Source organism: Micromonospora sp. NPDC004704 (assembly GCF_053601675.1).
Genome location: NZ_JBSGCD010000048.1, coordinates 13380 through 28554, shown reverse-complemented (window position 1 = coordinate 28554; position 15175 = coordinate 13380). Strand labels below are relative to the sequence as shown.

18 protein-coding genes are annotated in these 15175 nt (G+C 71.2%); 10 read left to right on the top strand and 8 right to left on the bottom strand.

The genetic code is table 11. The annotated features are described in order from the left end of the window. Positions 1–90 precede the first annotated feature (90 nt). From ACWEFB_RS35065 to ACWEFB_RS35055, 3 genes are all read left to right on the top strand, one after another. Positions 91–612: a hypothetical protein gene (locus tag ACWEFB_RS35065; RefSeq protein WP_326559655.1), complete on the top strand. Its 522-nt coding sequence runs from the start codon at positions 91–93 to the stop codon at positions 610–612. A gap of 11 nt (positions 613–623) precedes the next feature. Beyond that, the gene (locus ACWEFB_RS35060; protein WP_326559654.1) at positions 624–1502 is read left to right on the top strand and encodes a class F sortase; all 879 of its coding nucleotides are present in this window, start codon (positions 624–626) and stop codon (positions 1500–1502) included. 129 nt (positions 1503–1631) lie between these two features. Beyond that, the gene (locus ACWEFB_RS35055) at positions 1632–2429 is read left to right on the top strand and encodes a hypothetical protein (RefSeq protein WP_452292417.1); all 798 of its coding nucleotides are present in this window, start codon (positions 1632–1634) and stop codon (positions 2427–2429) included. A gap of 132 nt (positions 2430–2561) precedes the next feature. Here the strand turns inward: ACWEFB_RS35055 and ACWEFB_RS35050 are convergent, their stop codons facing one another. The 3 genes from ACWEFB_RS35050 to ACWEFB_RS35040 all read right to left on the bottom strand — a co-directional run bounded on the left by ACWEFB_RS35050 (position 2562) and on the right by ACWEFB_RS35040 (position 4912). Beyond that, positions 2562–2891, bottom strand: a complete 330-nt coding sequence (locus ACWEFB_RS35050; RefSeq protein ID WP_452292415.1) for an antibiotic biosynthesis monooxygenase family protein — start codon at positions 2889–2891, stop codon at positions 2562–2564. A gap of 94 nt (positions 2892–2985) precedes the next feature. Continuing rightward, positions 2986–3795, bottom strand: coding sequence for an exodeoxyribonuclease III (locus ACWEFB_RS35045; protein ID WP_452292413.1), 810 nt, complete (start codon positions 3793–3795; stop codon positions 2986–2988). Between the two features lie 190 nt (positions 3796–3985). Next, the gene (locus ACWEFB_RS35040; RefSeq protein WP_452292411.1) at positions 3986–4912 is read right to left on the bottom strand and encodes a proteasome assembly chaperone family protein; all 927 of its coding nucleotides are present in this window, start codon (positions 4910–4912) and stop codon (positions 3986–3988) included. A 504-nt stretch (positions 4913–5416) separates the two neighbouring features. Between ACWEFB_RS35040 and ACWEFB_RS35035 the strand changes: the two genes are divergently transcribed. Beyond that, positions 5417–6436 carry a peptidase M23 gene (locus tag ACWEFB_RS35035; RefSeq protein ID WP_452292409.1) on the top strand — a complete coding sequence of 340 codons (1020 nt, stop codon included), beginning with the start codon at positions 5417–5419 and terminating at the stop codon, positions 6434–6436. On the opposite strand, the gene ACWEFB_RS35030 is transcribed toward ACWEFB_RS35035, so the two are convergent. Continuing rightward, positions 6417–7322 (bottom strand): hypothetical protein, encoded by a 906-nt coding sequence (locus tag ACWEFB_RS35030; protein ID WP_452292407.1) that lies wholly within the window; start codon positions 7320–7322, stop codon positions 6417–6419. The two genes, ACWEFB_RS35035 and ACWEFB_RS35030, sit on opposite strands and share 20 nt — an antisense overlap. Positions 7323–7588: 266 nt before the next feature. Here ACWEFB_RS35030 and ACWEFB_RS35025 point away from each other — a divergent pair, with 266 nt between their 5' ends. After that, positions 7589–7738: a hypothetical protein gene (locus ACWEFB_RS35025; RefSeq protein ID WP_326559647.1), complete on the top strand. Its 150-nt coding sequence runs from the start codon at positions 7589–7591 to the stop codon at positions 7736–7738. 65 nt (positions 7739–7803) lie between these two features. Beyond that, on the top strand, positions 7804–8517 hold the full coding sequence (locus ACWEFB_RS35020) for an EcsC family protein (protein ID WP_452292405.1): 714 nt from the start codon (positions 7804–7806) through the stop codon (positions 8515–8517). Positions 8518–8540: 23 nt separating this feature from the next. On the opposite strand, the gene ACWEFB_RS35015 is transcribed toward ACWEFB_RS35020, so the two are convergent. Both ACWEFB_RS35015 and ACWEFB_RS35010 read right to left on the bottom strand, forming a co-directional pair. Continuing rightward, positions 8541–9413, bottom strand: coding sequence for a GDSL-type esterase/lipase family protein (locus ACWEFB_RS35015; RefSeq protein WP_452292403.1), 873 nt, complete (start codon positions 9411–9413; stop codon positions 8541–8543). A 106-nt stretch (positions 9414–9519) separates the two neighbouring features. Beyond that, positions 9520–9942 (bottom strand): PPOX class F420-dependent oxidoreductase, encoded by a 423-nt coding sequence (locus ACWEFB_RS35010; RefSeq protein WP_452292401.1) that lies wholly within the window; start codon positions 9940–9942, stop codon positions 9520–9522. Between the two features lie 101 nt (positions 9943–10043). On the opposite strand from ACWEFB_RS35010, the gene ACWEFB_RS35005 reads away from it, so the two are divergent. The 4 genes from ACWEFB_RS35005 to ACWEFB_RS34990 are packed head-to-tail and all read left to right on the top strand — an operon-like array spanning position 10044 to position 13584. Then, positions 10044–10313: a DUF6343 family protein gene (locus ACWEFB_RS35005; protein ID WP_452292399.1), complete on the top strand. Its 270-nt coding sequence runs from the start codon at positions 10044–10046 to the stop codon at positions 10311–10313. Between the two features lie 13 nt (positions 10314–10326). Beyond that, positions 10327–11739, top strand: a complete 1413-nt coding sequence (locus ACWEFB_RS35000; protein WP_452292397.1) for an NADP-dependent succinic semialdehyde dehydrogenase — start codon at positions 10327–10329, stop codon at positions 11737–11739. A gap of 19 nt (positions 11740–11758) precedes the next feature. Further along, positions 11759–13330 carry a Na+/H+ antiporter gene (locus tag ACWEFB_RS34995; protein ID WP_452292395.1) on the top strand — a complete coding sequence of 524 codons (1572 nt, stop codon included), beginning with the start codon at positions 11759–11761 and terminating at the stop codon, positions 13328–13330. After that, positions 13327–13584: a UBP-type zinc finger domain-containing protein gene (locus ACWEFB_RS34990; protein WP_452292393.1), complete on the top strand. Its 258-nt coding sequence runs from the start codon at positions 13327–13329 to the stop codon at positions 13582–13584. Before ACWEFB_RS34995 ends, ACWEFB_RS34990 begins: the two co-directional genes overlap by 4 nt. Before the next feature lie 36 nt (positions 13585–13620). On the opposite strand, the gene ACWEFB_RS34985 is transcribed toward ACWEFB_RS34990, so the two are convergent. Continuing rightward, a complete protein-coding gene (locus ACWEFB_RS34985) occupies positions 13621–13959 on the bottom strand; it encodes a hypothetical protein (protein ID WP_452292391.1) in 339 nt (112 codons plus the stop codon). Next, positions 13956–14894: a zinc metalloprotease gene (locus tag ACWEFB_RS34980; RefSeq protein ID WP_452292389.1), complete on the bottom strand. Its 939-nt coding sequence runs from the start codon at positions 14892–14894 to the stop codon at positions 13956–13958. The genes ACWEFB_RS34985 and ACWEFB_RS34980 overlap by 4 nt, the downstream gene beginning before the upstream one ends. Between the last annotated feature and the right edge of the window lie 281 nt (positions 14895–15175).

Sequence of the window (15175 nt, the reverse complement as noted above, 5' to 3'; positions counted from 1 at the left end):
GTGCTCGTGGTCACCGAATGAGAGAATTTCTTCCGTACGGCAGGCCAGGTGTCGCCCGCCCGGTGCTGCCCGACGGTGCCGGGAGGTGTCATGGCGACTCCACATCGACGCGCTGGCGCGCTGCTCGCCGCCACCCTCGCGCTCGCAGGCGTCCTGCTCGTCCCGTCCCCGGCGCAGGCCGGTGACATCTACGTCCAGCTCAGCCCGAGCACCGTCGAGGCCGGCTACCTGGTCGGCATCCGGGCCAGTTGCAGCGAGAACACCGTGCCGGCGACGGTCGAGTCGGCGGCCTTCGGCACCGTCACCGCCCAGCCGCAGGACGGCCTGCTGACCGCGGCGGCATTGGTGCCGGAGGGCACCGACGCGGGCACGTTTCGGGTCAAACTCAACTGCCCGGACGGCCGCAACGCCTCGACCATGCTGAACGTGGTGGCGGCGGACCGGCCCAAGCGCGGTCCGGCGACCGGTTTCGGCGGCTCGGCCGGCCCGGACGCCGGTGACCTGCTGCTCGTCGGCGGGATCACGGTTACCCTGCTCGGTGCCGTACTCGGCCTGGTCGCGCTGCGCCGCCGTGGCGCAACGGTGCCGGCCCGCGGCCGGCACGCTCCCTGACCGGTACGCCGATGCCCCGCCAGTCCTCAGCCGGCCCGCCGGCCAACGCGCCCCGACCGGGAAACCCGTCCCGGTCGTCGGTGCAGTGGTCGCTGCTGACGACGGATCACACCCGCTCGAAGCTCGGGCGCCCCCGTGCGACCGTCGGCCCGTCCCGACCGCCGCAGGAGCAGGAGCCCCCCGCCCCGAACCGGACGAACTTCTGGGGTGGGTCGGCGCGCGGCAGGTACCAGCCGGCCCCCCGCCCCCGCGCCGGTCGCTCGGAGCGCCCCGGTCGCCGCCGCTGGATCGGCCCGCTCGCGGTGGTGCTCGTGCTGCTCGGGGTCTTCGCCACCGGAGCCGGGCTCGGGCAGTCCGGCGGCAGCCTCTGGGCCACGCTGATGAGCCGCTCGGACAAGCCGCCGCCGCTGGACTTCCCGGTGCTGGAGCCGAGCCCGCCGATCAAGCTGGAGATCGACTCGATCGACGTACGGGCACCGGTGCACCGGGTCGGGCTCGCCGACGACGGTTCGATCGCCGTACCGGCGCTGGAGAAGCACAACGAGACCGGCTGGTACGAGCGCGGCCCCACACCGGGACAGTTCGGCCCGGCCATCATCGTCGGTCACGCGGACACCAAGCAGGGCCCGTCGGTCTTTCACGACCTGGTCAAACTCCGCCCGGGAGCGAAGATCAAGGTGACCCGGGAGGATCGGTCGGTGGCCATCTTCGAGGTCAACTCGGTCGAGCACTTCGACAAGGCCAAGCTTCCGGAGGAGCGGCTCTACGGCTCGTACGAGCGGCCGGTGTTGCGCCTGATCACCTGCGGCGGCGAGTGGGTCGGCGGTGGGATCGGCTACGCGGACAACATCGTCGCCTTCGCCTCCCTGGTCGACTCCCGCGACCCCTGACCCCGCAACCGCTGTGTCCCGCGACCGCCGTTCACCCGACCGGTGGATCCGGACGGTGATGTGAACCGGATTCGCCTGGTGGGTGAGGAGGATCAGGGGCGGGATCATCCGCTGAGAGACGGGGCAGACATGTGGAAGCTGGCCACCCTGGTAGGCGCCACGGGATCCGTCCTGGTGCTGGCGCTGGGCGCTAGCACCTCGCCGCCGGTCCGCTCGCTCGGCGAGTTGACCGGTGGTAGCGCGGTGCCCGGTACGGCTCCGGACGACGTCACCGCGAGCGTGCCGACCCGGACGACCGACCCGGAGCGGCCGCATCCCCCTCAGTTGCCGGCGGATTTTCGGGGAGCCGGCCGATACCTCGTACCCGACCTCGGTATCGACGTTCCCTTCACCTGGCAGGGCAAGGGCGGCGACAGTCAGATGATCGCCGGTGGACCGGAGCACCCGATCTGGTTCACCAACCTGATCTACCGGAACACGCTCTACACGCTCACGTACAAGTGGCCGAACATTCCACTGGACCCACCTCGCCCGTGCGACAGGATTCCGGGGATCTTCAACCGCGAGATTCTCAACGCGGCACTGCGGACCGCCCGCTTCGTGGGACCGGAGGTCCTGCAGGGAGCCAAGGACCGGTACGTCGATCATTGGCGGGTCGGTGTCGTCGGGGGTTCGACCAAGCCGGGGGAGTTCTTCCGGTTCCCGATCGCGCTCGGTGACGTCTACGTCGACCAGGGGAATCCGAGCCAGTGGTGGCAGGTGCTGCAGTTCGGCTTCCAGAATCTCTTCGACCCGCAGTTGGACGAGTGGTTCACGATGACGACGTTCAGCCACCTGCCGGGACAGGTGACGCTGCCGGCAAGATGTCCGGCGCCGACGCCCCCGGATAACACCTGGCAGGACGGACAGCCACTGCCAGCCCCCTGATGTCCCTCTCGGCGCACCTCAGGCGGACGCACAATGCGTCGATCTCGTACATCGTCTTTGATGTACGTACACAAAAGACGATGTACGAACCGGCGGCGTTAGTTTCGCTGGCGGCACGCGCACCCGGGGCAGCTACGCGGCCGGCGGTCCGGCGAGCTGTACGACCTCGAACTCCAGCAGGTTGGCGCCGGTGGAGACCGGCTTGGGGCGCTCCCCGGCGGGGGTGCCGCCCTGGCCGTGCGCTGCCTGGGACGGGCCGGCGGCCCACGCCTGGTACGCCTCTTCGCTCTCCCACTTCGTGTAGACGAAGTAGCGGGTCTCCCCGCCGACCGGGCGGAGCAGCTCGAAGCCGAGGAAACCGGGCTGGTTGTCCACCGCGCCCTTGCGGGCGGCGAAGCGCCGCTCCAGTTCCTCGCCCGAACCCGGAGGGACCTCGATAGCGTTGATCTTCACGACTGCCATGGCACCAGCCTAGGGGCTGCGCAGCCGGCCGTCTCCCGCCAGGCTGCTCGACCGGCCGCGTGTCACTCCGGCGAGCTGCGCGACCGGGCGTCGGTCACAGGACGGCGACCGGAGGCCCGGAACCGGCCGTCGGTTCGGTGTCGACCACGATCGGGGCGTGGTCGGAGGGGCCGGTGCCCTTGCGGGCCTCCCGATCCACGTACGCCGAGGAGACGGCGTCGGCGAACGTCTCGGTCGCGTACACCAGGTCGATCCGCATGCCCTTGTTCTGGTGGAACATCCCGGCCCGGTAGTCCCAGTACGTGTACGGGTGCGGCCCCTTCATCGGAGTCGGGACCACGTCGTGCAGCCCGAGTTCGCGCAGGTCGGCGAGGGCCTGCCGCTCGGCCGGGGTGACGTGGGTCGACCCGACGAAGAGCGCCGGGTCCCACACGTCGGCGTCGGTCGGGGCGACGTTGTAGTCCCCGCACACGGTCAGCGGCCGGTCCGGGCGCAGCTCGGCGGCCAGTGCCTCGCGCAGCGCGGCCAGCCAGGCCAGCTTGTACGTGTAGTGCGGCGAGTCCGGGGTGCGCCCGTTCGGTACGTAGATCGACCAGACCCGTACGCCGCCGCAGGTGGCCGCGAGGGCGCGGGCCTCCGGTTCGGGGAAGCCGGGCTCGCCGGGGAAGCCCACCACCACGTCGTCGAGTCCGACGCGGGAGAGGATCGCCACCCCGTTCCACCGGCCGTCACTGTGACTCGCGGTCGAGTAGCCGAGTTCGCCGACCTCGGCGGCCGGGAAGGCACCGTCCGGGCATTTTGTCTCCTGGAGGCAGACGACGTCCGGTTCGGTGTCGGCCAGCCAGGTCAGCAACCGGGGGAGCCGGGCCTTGACCGAGTTGACGTTCCAGGTAGCCAGGCGCATGTGCACAGCCTGCCGTACGCCGGGCCGGGTCGCAGACCTTGCCGCGCCGTTGCCGGAACCCGAGCCGCGTGCCGCGCCGTCGCCGGCAGCGGAACGGCTTCCGGCCGGGGGCGAGGTTCGCCACCGGCCGGAGTGCGACGGTCCGCTCGGCGCCGATCGGCCCGGCGGGGGCCGACCGGCGTCGGTTTCGTCAGGTGCCGGGGGTGTCGCCCGGCCGGGGACCCTGCTGTTCGGCGAGGAACCGTTCCAGTTCCGCGCCGAGTTCGTCGGCGGTCGGCAGCGGTCCGGTCTGCGCGGAGAGCAGGTTGGCGCCGCCGCGACCACGGGTGAACGCGTCGTACTGCTCCTCGAGGGCGTGCACCAGTGCGCCGGCCTCGTCGGTCTGGGCCACCTGCCGGTCGATGTCGGTCCGGACCAGCTCGGCGGCGGTACGGAGACTCTCGGTGGGCAGGAGCAGCCCGGTCGACCGGGAAATCGAACTGAGCAGCAGTTCGGCCGCGGCCGGGTACTCGGTCTGCGCCACGTAGTGCGGCACGTGCACCGCGAAGCCGATCGCGTCGCGACCCTGCTGGCCGAGCCGGAATTCGAGCAGGTGCCCGGCGCTGCCCGGCACCTGCACCCGCTGCAACCACGGCTCGTGCCCGCTGATCAGCTCCGGCCGGGTGGCGTGCGCGGTGACTCCGGTCGGCCGGGTGTGCGGGACCGCCATCGGGATCGAGTTCAGCCCGACGGTCAGGCGTACGCCGAGCCGGTTGGCCACCGCGATCACGGCGGCGGTGAACCGTTCCCACTGCATGTCCGGTTCCGGGCCGGTGAGCAGGAGCAGCGGCGTCCCGGCGTCGTCGTGCAGCAGGTGGAGTTCGAGTTTGGGATCCTCGTACGACTCCCAGTGGTCCTCGACGAAGATCATCGTGGGTCGCCGGGATCGGTAGTCGAGCAGCTGGTCGATGTCGAAGGTGGCGATCGGCCGACCTTCCAGCGTCGACAGGAGCTGTTCCCGGGCGAGCCGGGTCGCGTTTCCGGCGTCGGTGAAGCCGGTCAGCGCCTGGATCAACACCGGCTGACCCAGCTCGGGCAGGTCATCGGTGAGCTGGTAGAGCTCGTGCGGATCGAGCACCGGTAAGGACCTCCTCAACGGGATGCGCCTACGACAGACGACACCTCGGTGTACGCAACGCTTCCGCCATCTTGGTCCATTCCGTTCGGCGACTCCGTCACCCCCCTTGAGCATGACTCGCGAGCGAGCGTCTGGGCAGGGGTCGTGGCGTCGGGTTGTCGCCGCCCGGCTGGAAAAACGGGCCGTACGCTCCCCGGTCTACACCGGGAACAGGGCCTCCTGCCAGCGCGGTTGTCCGAACGGCCGATACCGGGAACGCCTGTCGTTCCGGTGAATGTCCACCGAACAGTTGAGGGCGGCGGGCAGGTCGGCGGCGCGGGGCGGTTCGAAGGTAAATGCCGGGATGATCCGACGGTCGCGCTATCGGAGGTATGACCGCCTCGCCAGAGATGGCGGTTCGGCTCCTGACCCGTCACCCGCTGCCCGGTTGCCCGACCGGCAAGTGTGGCGAGAGCCACTCAGTCACCCTGTGTAATTGGGGTTTTCCGTGCCTAGCCTCGTCGGATGCGTGACGACGACAGACTTGAACCCAAGGAAGACGCCGTAGGCACCACTGACCGTTCGGCCGATGCGGCCTCCGACGAGCCGGCCACCAGCTCGTCCGGCCGGGAAGGCGACATCCGCGGCCGGCTCGACCGGTTGACGACCGGAGTCCGGAGCGTCACCGCGACCGGGACCGAGGGACTGGCGACGGCAGTCGCGGGACTCCAGCGGAAGTCACTGAACGTGATCACCAAAGCCTCACAACTGCGGGCATCGGACCTGCGGGCCCTGGTCCGGCGAGGGCGCTCGCTCAAGCAGATCCGCCCCGTGCCCCGTACGGTGGCCGTCGGTCTGCTCTGCGCCCTCGGTCTGCTCGCCTTCACCCAGGGTCGGATCGTGACCGGGAACACACCCGCCGAGAGCGAGCCGAGCGCCGCGCGGTCCGCACTGGTCCAGCGGGCACAGGCGGAACAGGCCGCGTCCCGGTCGGAGAAACGTACGGAGGCCACGCCGGCGGCGACGGCCGATCCGGACGTACCGGCGGCGGCACCGACACGGGCCCCGGCCGCCCCCGCGCCCGCCCCGCCGGTCGACCCGGGCCCGGTCGCCGGCCTGACCGGGGTGCAGATGGACAACGCCAAGGCGATCGTGCGTACCGGGCATGACATGGGCATGCCGCGTCGGGCCCTGGTGATCGGGGTGGCGACCGCGATGCAGGAGAGCAACCTGCTCAATCTGGCCAACAACGCCCTGCCCGAGTCGCTGAACCACTCGCACCAGGGCACCGGCTGGGACCACGACTCGGTCGGCCTGTTCCAGCAGCGGACCAGCAGCGGTTGGGGACCGGTCGACAAACTGATGGACCCGGCGTACGCGACGGCGCAGTTCTTCAACGCGCTGCGGCGGATCCCCGGCTGGCAGCAGATGGCGTTGACCGACGCGGCGCAGGCCGTACAGGTGTCGGCGTTCCCGGGCTACTACGCCCAGCACGAGGGTGCGGCGACCGAGGTGGTCGACGCGATCATCCCGCCGAACCGGTGACCACGATCCGGTCCAGGTCGGCGGTCCGGCTGCGCCGGTTGCCGAGTTCGACCGAGTTGTCACCGGCCCGCAGGGACAGCGTGATCGACACCTCGCCGATCGGGGCACTGTCCGAACCGGTGTCCGTGAACGACACCTCGCGCTGCTGACCGTTCACGGTGACCGTGCCGGACCGTCGCTGGCTGCTGACGTAGTACAGGGTGATGGTGTACCGGCCGGCGGCGGGCACCGCGATCCGGGAGAACCGGACCGTGTTGCCGGACCCGTCGCCGATGCCGGTGACCACCGCGCCGCCGGACGCGCCGCTGCGTGTCCGGGTGTCGGTCCGGCCCCGGCGTTCCGCCGACGAGCCCTCGGCCTCGACCGACACGGTGAACACCGCCGGTGGCGGTGGCGGCGCCAACTGGTCCGGCTTGTTCGGCGCAGGCGGGGGCGGTGCCGCCGGGGGTGCTACCGCCGCACCGGCGAGGGGCGCCGGCGGGACCGCGGGGGTGCCGGTCGGTGCGACGATCGCCGTACGGGTCGCGCTGCGGCTCGCCGCGGGCGTACGGCCGCCACCGCTGGGCGAGCCGGGGACCGGGGTGGTGGCCAGGGGGTTCTCCGGGTCGGCTCCTCTGGTCAGGGCGAGTGGGGGCGGCTGCACCTGCCGGTCCGGCCCGGACTCGTCGGCACCACGGGAGAGCAGGACGGGTACGCCGACCGCCGCCGCCACCGTGGCGACCGCGACGAGCGCGGTGACCCGCCAACGCCCGCCCCGGGCCGTACCGCGTCGGGCACCCCGCCTCCGGCCGGCGTCCCCGGTCGCCGGGACCGGATCCGAGGGCTCGGGACCCGTCACGGTCACCACCGGGAGCAGTGCCGTCGCCGCGGCGTCCTCCGGCCGCACCGGTCGCCGACCGCTGGGCGGAAGCCACCCACCGATCCGTAGTGGTACCGGACGCTCGTCGCCTGTCCCGGCCAAGTTGTCCTCCGTACGTCCCGGACCGTCCAACGCCCGACGACGCTACCCCAGCCGGACCGCCCGTACGGTGGCCCCTCCGATCGATGCCTGTCCGGCGCGCGTGGCGCCCACTTTGGACGGGTTGTCGGGCGGACCCGGTGTGGCGCTCGACCGGGGTGGGTACAACTGAGGGACAACGAGAGGGGTACGAGATGTCATCACTGGTACAACGAGTCAAGATCTTTCTCCAGTCTCCCCGAGGTCGGCAGTTGGTCGACCGGGGCCGGCGGGAGATGGCCAAGCCGAGCAACCAGCAACGATTGCGCCAGCTCATGGCCCGGTTCAACGGACGTCGCCGCTGACCGGGCAGGCCGCGTCCGTACCCCTTCCCGTCTGATGTCCGTGCAGCGAACCCCCGGAGTGTTCCGTGACCGACTCTGACCCCACCGTCGCCCCGGCGGACGCCGGGGAACCGACCGCCGCCCCACCGGCCGGGCTGTGGGAACGGATGCGCGACGACCCGCAGTACGCCCCGGAGCACCTCGCCCTGGAGGCGGTACGCCGGCTCGGCCCGGAGGCGAAGGCCTGGGTCGAGTCCACCCGCGCCGCCCAACCCGGACTCGACCGGGACGGGTTGGCGCAACTCGCGACAAAACGGTTCGTAGCCCGCGCCCGCCTCTCCGGCGCGGTCTCCGGAGCCGCCGGACTGCCCGGAGCGGTGCTCGACATCGGGGTCCTGGCCTGGACCCAGGCCCGGATGGTCCTGCACATCGCCGCCGCGTACGGCGTGGACCCGGAGCACCCGGACCGGGCGACCGACCTGCTGGTGCTGCAGAAGGTGCACAAGGCCGCCGAGACCGCGCGGCTGGCGCTGGGGGTGGCGGCCGGTCGGGAACGTGCCGGGGCGCTGTTCGGCAGTGGCAACACCCCACTGCGCCAGGCGGTGCTGCGGCTGAGCGTACGGCTGGCCAGGATGGCCGGGATCCGGGCGGCGAAGCGGGTCTTCGCCAAGGTGATACCGGGCGCGGCGATCATCCTCGGCACCTGGGCCAACTCGTCGGCCACCACCGACCTGGCCAAGCGGACGGTCGAGCTCTACGGTCGGCGTGCGATCAGCGCACCGGCCCAGCGCGGGTCCTGACCGGGCGGGGACCCGGGGCGGGTTCAGCCACTGAAGCCGGACGCGCCCCAGGTGACCTCGGCGAGCTTGTTCTGACCGTCCACGTCCGGGTGGAAGTAGTCCAACCGGTTCAGCATGTCCAGGCTGAACCGCACCCGGTGCACCGCACCACCGTCACTGCGGCAGCGTGAGCCGTACGCCTTGCAGGCGGCGACGAGTTGCTTGTTGTAGGCGTCGATCCGGGCCCGGAACAGCGACCGGCGGCTCGTGTCGGCGTCGGCGGTCGAGGTCGGGTTCGCCAGCAGCGCCGGGCAGATCCCCCGGTTCCAGACCCGGACCACCTGGGCCTCCGGGTGGCCGATCTCCCAGAGCCGGTACAGGTCGGGGATGCTCACCACCAGCACCCGGGCCTTCGGCCGCCCCTGCTTGAGTACGGCCAGGGCCCGGTCGACCTCGGACCGGAAGTCGGTCACCTCGGTCATGTCCTCGATCCGGCCCCGACAGGCGTCGTTGGCGCCGATCAGCACGGTGACGTAGTCCGCCTTGGCGTTCACCGCCGCCGTTGCCTGCTCCGGCAGTTGACGCGCCCGTGCTCCGGCCGCCGCCTGGTTGTGCCCGTTGCCGCGGTTCGCCGGGTTGGCCTCCAGCAGTCGCCGGTAGTGGCTGTCGACCCGCAGACCGTCGCCGCTGGACCAGGAGTTGCGCTGGCAGTTGCTCAGCACCAGGCAGGTGCCGAAGCCGGTGGTGATCGAGTCCCCGAGCGCGGCCATCGACACCGGTAGGTCTGGTCGGGCGGAGGGGGAGGCCGGGGGTGGAGCACTGGGTTGTCCGATCCCGCCGCCGCTACCGCCCTCACAGGCCAGTGCGGCGAGGGCGAGCAGGGTGACGGCGGCCGTGGTGGTCCAGCGACGAGACACTCTTTCCCCCGGTCCTTCAGCGGAAAGCACAGGCCCGGTAACTCTACGCTGACACCCCGATGGTCGGAACACCCTGCGGTGTCAGCTCTGCGCTTGCACCGCGGTGTCAGCTCTGTGGTTGCACCGCGCCGCCGGTGACCGCCACGAACCGGGTCGGCCGGATCGTGACCACCACCCGGTTCGGAATGTCGCTGATCTCGCCCTCCGCGCCGTACCGCCGCTGGAGGGACTGGTAGAACGACGCCTGCTCGTCGTCCGGGTCGATCGACTCCACCACCCCGCGTAGCTCCAGGGACCGGTAACCGTCCTCCGGGTCGGCGATGGAGAGGGCGACGCGCGGGTCGTGCGCCAGGTTCCGGAACTTCTGCCGCCCCTTGGTGTGGGTCATCCGGATCCGCTCGCCGTCCCAGACGAACCACATCAGGCTGCTCTGCGGGGCGCCGTCGGGGCGGACCGTGGCCAGGTGCGTGAAGAGCGGGCGTTCGAGCAGATCCGCGTGACTCGCGGGGACCGTGGGCTCAGTTGTCATGATCTCGTTCTACCCGGCTCGGGCGGGGGCGACAACCGGAACCGCTTCGCCCGGAACACCCGAACAGGTTAACCGGCGACCCGGCCGGGTAGTTCGACCAGATGGCGGGAAAATCGCAGCCCACCGGGGCAAGGGGGACGGTCGGGCATCCGTACAGCGCGCTCAACCTGCGGCTGGTGCTGGCCTCGTTCGGGCTGGTGATCTCCGTGGGGCTGGGGGTGCTGGTGGTGCTCACCGGTCACTGGGTGCCCGCGGTGATCCTCTTCGTCCTCGCCGCCGTGGCCGTCGTCGACCTCGTGATCATCATGCGGCGGCGGGCCCAGCGACGCCGGGAGGAACCGCCGGGCACGAGCCACTCGCTCTTCGAGTAACAAGGGGTACGACATGTCGATCGCCACCATCAACCCGGCAAACGGACAGGTGCTCAAGACGTACGACCCGATGTCGCCGGAGCAGGTGGACGCGGCGATCGGACGGGCCGCCGACGCGTTCCGTACGCTGCACTCCACCACCTTCGCCGAACGCGGCCGGTGGATGAACGCGGCGGCCGACCTGCTGCTCCAGGAGTGCGACGAGCTGGCCCAACTGATGACCGTCGAGATGGGCAAGACCTTCGTCTCGGCCCGCGCCGAGGTGGCCAAGTGCGCCTCGGCCTGCCGGTTCTACGCCTCGAACGCCGAGCGGCTCCTCGCCGACGAGCCCGGCGACGCCAAGGCGGTCGGCGCGACCCGGGCCTTCACCCGCTACCAGCCGCTCGGCCCGGTGCTGGCGGTGATGCCGTGGAACTTCCCGCTGTGGCAGGTGATGCGATTCGCCGCACCGGCCCTGATGGCGGGCAACGTCGGCCTGCTCAAGCACGCGTCGAACGTGCCGCAGACCGCGCTCTACCTGGACGAACTCTTCCGCCGGGCCGGGTTCCCGGTGGGCGCGTTCCAGGCCCTGATCGTCGGGTACGAGGCGGTCGAGCAGGTGCTGGTCGACCCGAGGGTCCGCGCCGCGACGCTCACCGGGAGCGAACGGGCCGGCCGGTCGGTCGCCCGGATCGCCGGCCAGGAGATCAAGAAGACGGTGCTGGAACTGGGCGGGAGTGACCCGTTCGTGGTGATGCCCTCGGCCGACGTCGAGCGGGCCGCGGAGGTGGCCACCACCGCGCGGTGCCAGAACAACGGCCAGTCCTGCATCGCCGCCAAACGCTTCATCGTGCACACCGACGTCTTCGACGCGTTCGCCGAGGCGTTCGCGCTCCGGATGGACGCGTTGCAGGTCGGCGACCCGATGGACCCGACCACCGACGTCGGACCGCTCGCCACCGAACAGGGGCGGATCGACGTGGAGGAGCAGGTGAACGACGCGGTCCGGTTGGGGGCGCGGCTGCTCTGCGGCGGGCAGCGGCCCGAGGGGGACGGGTGGTTCTACCCGCCGACCGTCGTCACCGACCTGACCCCGTCGATGCGCATGTGGACCGAGGAGGTGTTCGGCCCGGTGGCGGGACTGTTCCGGGTCGATTCGTACGACGAGGCGATCGAGCTGGCCAACGGGACCAACTTCGGGCTCGGCTCGAACGCCTGGACCCGCGACAAGGACGAGCAGGAACGCTTCGCCCGGGATCTCGACGCGGGCAGCGTCTTCATCAACGGCATGACCACCTCCTTCCCGGAGCTGCCCTTCGGCGGGGTGAAGAACTCCGGTTACGGCCGCGAGTTGTCCGCCCACGGCATCCGGGAGTTCTGCAACACCAAGACGGTCTGGGTGGGGGAGGGCACGGCCACCGGCGGCGCCGGTTCGCACAGCGAGTAGCCCCCTTAGGCTGTGCCGCATGGAGGCACTCTTCGAGGTCGTTCTGTTCCTGGCGATCGCGACCCTGGGCGCCGCCCTGGCCCGCCGATTCGGTCTGCTCGCGCCGATCGTGCTGCTCGTGGTCGGGGTGGCGCTCTCGTTCGTGCCCGGCTTTCCCCTGGTACGCCTCGACCCCGAACTGGTGCTGGTCGGCATCCTGCCACCGCTGCTGTACGTCGCCGCGATCCAGACCTCGGTGCCCGCGTTCCGGCACAACCTGCGCCCGATCCTGCTGCTGGCCATCGGGCTGGTGCTGTTCACCGCGTTCGTGGTCGGCTTCGTGGTGCACGCGGTGCTGCCGGACGTACCGCTGGCGATCTGCCTGGCCTTCGGCGCGGTCGTCGCGCCGCCCGACGCGGTCGCCGCCACCGCGGTCGCGCGTCGGATCGGCCTGCCACGGCAGGTGGTGACCATCCTGGAGGGCGAGAGCCTGGTCAACGACGCCACCGCGCTGGTCCTGTTGCGGGTGGCCACCCTGGCGGCGATCGGCAGCGGGCTCGACACCTGGGGAGTCGCCGGGCAGGTGCTGCTCACCGCCGGTGGCGGGCTGCTGGTCGGGCTGGTCGGGGTCGTGGTCATCGGCTACCTGCACAAGCGGATCAAGGATCCGATCCTGGACAACACCCTGTCGCTGCTCACCCCGTTCATCGTGGTGTTCCTCGCCGAGGAGATCCACGCCTCCGGCGTGGTCGCGGTGGTGGTGGTCGGGCTGGCCCTGGGACACAAGCTGCCGGTCCTGCTCTCCGCCGCCTCCCGGCTCCAGACGATGGCCTTCTGGCGGCTGGTCACCTTCCTGCTCGAGGGCCTGGTCTTCCTGCTCGTCGGGCTGCAACTGCGGGACCTGCTGAGCCGGCTCGACACCGAGATCCGGACGATGGTGCTGGTCACCGTCGCCGTGCTGGGCACGGTCTTCCTCACCCGGTTCCTCTGGATCTTCCCGGCCAGCCTGCTGGTCCGGCTGGTGCCGCAGGTACGCCGCAACGGGACCGCGCTGCCGGCCCGGATATCGGCCGTCCTGTCCTGGGCCGGGATGCGCGGGGTGGTCACCCTCGGTGCGGCGCTCGCCCTGCCGCTGCCCAGCGACGAGCTGGCCTACCCGAGGGACCTGTTCGTCTGGCTCGCGTTCGCGGTGATCGTGGTGACCCTCGGGGTCCAGGGGGCCACCCTGCCGATGGTCGCCCGCCGGCTGCGGCTCCCGGCCGACGACCCGGCCAAGGACGCCCTCGCCGAGGCCGCGGTCCAGCAGCAGGCCGGCAGGGCGGCGAAGGAACGACTGGAGGCGGCGGCCGAGGGCTCGCCACCGGCGGTCGTCGAGCGCCTCCGGGCGATGGTCGAGTATCGCAGCAACAGCGCCTGGGAGCGGCTGGGGGGCGACGGACGGGAAACGCCCTCGCAGGCGTACGGTCGGCTGCGGCAGGAGATGATCGACGCGGAGCGCGAGGTGTTCCGGACCGCCCGCGACCAGGGGCGGATCACGGAAGAGGTGCTCGTGCGCGCGTACCGCGATCTGGATCTGGAAGAGTCGCTGCTGCGACGGAAGGGTGAGCGATGAGCTGCGCACATCTGGCCGAGGCGGCCAAACCGGAACCGCAGAGCACCGACGGCTGCCAGGACTGCCTGGAGAACGGCTGGTCCGACTGGGTGCACCTGCGCCTCTGCCTGACCTGCGGCCGGGTGAGCTGCTGCGACTCGTCGCCGCGCCGGCACGCCACCGCCCACTTCCACGCCACCGAGCACCCGGTGATCCAGTCGTTCCAGCCCGGCGAGTCGTGGCGCTGGTGCTACGCCGACGACCAGGTCGGCTGACCGGACGGCCGTTCGCCTGAGCCGGCGCCCGCGCGCTCAGCTCGGCGGTTGTTCGCCGCCGAGCGGGCGCAGGCGCAGGGTGTTGTCGTCGACCGCGACCAGGTGGAAGACCGTACTGCCCCGGCCGGCGGGACCGGTCAGGCGCAGCCGGTCGTCGGCGTCCGTACGCCACTGTCCGGGTGCGCGGGTCGGCGCGTCGGTCGGCCCCGGCAGGTAGTCGATGAACGTGCCGTCCGGGCGGAACTCGATCCCGTCCCGGCCCCGCGCGGGCGGGAGCGGACGGTCGGCGGGACGGTAGACGCGTACGTCCGCGTCGTCCTCCTCGCGGACGTGCACCCAGCGGCGGAACAGTGCCTCCGGCGGTTGCTCGGTCATCCTGTCAGTGTGGCACCGGCGGCCAGCGTGGCGCGGGGTCCGGCCAGGGTCGCGGCCATCCGGGCGACCTGCCCGGCGGTGAACATCACCATCGCACCATCGTCGGTGTAGTCCATGAAGTTCATGAACATGTCCCCGTCCGGGCCGTTGTCGCAGGTCACCCTAGGGAAACTCGGCCGGCCGTAGTTCGGCCCGGCCTGGTTGGGCGTGTCCGGAACGAAGTCGTCGCCCCCGCACCCGTCCCCGTCGTCACCCCAGATGTGCCGCAGGTTGAGCCAGTGTCCGACCTCGTGCGTGCAGGTCCTGCCCCGGTCGAACGGTGCCACGACGGTGCCGGTGGTGCCGGTGGCGGAGTGCAGCAGCACCACCCCGTCGGTCTCCGCCGGGCCGCCGGGAAACTGGGCGTAACCGAGCACCCCGCCGACCAGTTGGCAGATCCACAGGTTCAGGTAGCGGTCGGCCGGCCAGGCGTCGACACCGCCGGTGGTCACCGACTTCACCGCGTCGTCCTCCGGCGCGAACCCGGTCACCCCGGTCCGGGTACGGGTGATGCCGGTGGTCGGCGCGCCGGTCGGATCGGTCTCGGCGAGGAAGAACTCCACCCGGGCGTCCGCCACCGCCGACCGCCACACCTCGGGTACGCCGGTCCAGTCCTCGTTGCGCTGCCGGAAGTCCGCGTTGAGTACGTCGAGCTGGCTGCGTACCTGCTCGTCGCTGACGTTCTGCGCCTCGTCGTGCCACACCACGTGTGCCACCACCGGGATCCGTACCACCTGGTCGAGGCGGGAGCGTCCGCGCCGGCACTCGTGGAAGGTGAAGTTCTCGATCTCGGCGGCGGCGGTCGCGTACCCCTCGCGGGTGTCCAGCAGCCGCCGGTGCATCGGCATCGTCGCGCACCGACTCCGCACCACCGCCCCGCCCGTCACCTCCGTCATCCCCCGATTGTGGACCCGTACGGCGCCCTGACTCCAAGATCCCCGCACTTTCCCCCGAACGATCACGTCGCCCGCTCGGCGCGGCGCGAGCCAGGGCGACCGACGTCCATGTCCCTCCGTCTGGGACGTATGACTCGGCGAACTCGTACATCATCTTCGATGTACTCACATCAAAGACGATGTACGTCCTAAACGAGAGTGTCCGCCCAGGCGACGCAACCGCGTTCCCTCGGTATGTCACCGCACCCGAGCCGCCGACTGGCAGCCGTGATCTGGTCGAT

What these genes read in the sequence shown, in the direction of transcription:
- ACWEFB_RS35050 (WP_452292415.1), bottom strand. Translation starts at nt 2,891, where the DNA reads ATGGCAGTCGTGAAGATCAACGCTATCGAGGTCCCTCCGGGTTCGGGC.
- ACWEFB_RS35000 (WP_452292397.1), top strand. Translation starts at nt 10,327, where the DNA reads ATGTCGATCGCCACCATCAACCCGGCAAACGGACAGGTGCTCAAGACG.
- ACWEFB_RS35035 (WP_452292409.1), top strand. Translation starts at nt 5,417, where the DNA reads ATGCGTGACGACGACAGACTTGAACCCAAGGAAGACGCCGTAGGCACC.
- ACWEFB_RS35060 (WP_326559654.1), top strand. Translation starts at nt 624, where the DNA reads ATGCCCCGCCAGTCCTCAGCCGGCCCGCCGGCCAACGCGCCCCGACCG.
- ACWEFB_RS35025 (WP_326559647.1), top strand. Translation starts at nt 7,589, where the DNA reads ATGTCATCACTGGTACAACGAGTCAAGATCTTTCTCCAGTCTCCCCGA.
- ACWEFB_RS35045 (WP_452292413.1), bottom strand. Translation starts at nt 3,795, where the DNA reads ATGCGCCTGGCTACCTGGAACGTCAACTCGGTCAAGGCCCGGCTCCCC.
- ACWEFB_RS35055 (WP_452292417.1), top strand. Translation starts at nt 1,632, where the DNA reads ATGTGGAAGCTGGCCACCCTGGTAGGCGCCACGGGATCCGTCCTGGTG.
- ACWEFB_RS34995 (WP_452292395.1), top strand. Translation starts at nt 11,759, where the DNA reads ATGGAGGCACTCTTCGAGGTCGTTCTGTTCCTGGCGATCGCGACCCTG.
- ACWEFB_RS35005 (WP_452292399.1), top strand. Translation starts at nt 10,044, where the DNA reads ATGGCGGGAAAATCGCAGCCCACCGGGGCAAGGGGGACGGTCGGGCAT.
- ACWEFB_RS34985 (WP_452292391.1), bottom strand. Translation starts at nt 13,959, where the DNA reads ATGACCGAGCAACCGCCGGAGGCACTGTTCCGCCGCTGGGTGCACGTC.
- ACWEFB_RS35010 (WP_452292401.1), bottom strand. Translation starts at nt 9,942, where the DNA reads ATGACAACTGAGCCCACGGTCCCCGCGAGTCACGCGGATCTGCTCGAA.
- ACWEFB_RS34980 (WP_452292389.1), bottom strand. Translation starts at nt 14,894, where the DNA reads ATGACGGAGGTGACGGGCGGGGCGGTGGTGCGGAGTCGGTGCGCGACG.
- ACWEFB_RS34990 (WP_452292393.1), top strand. Translation starts at nt 13,327, where the DNA reads ATGAGCTGCGCACATCTGGCCGAGGCGGCCAAACCGGAACCGCAGAGC.
- ACWEFB_RS35065 (WP_326559655.1), top strand. Translation starts at nt 91, where the DNA reads ATGGCGACTCCACATCGACGCGCTGGCGCGCTGCTCGCCGCCACCCTC.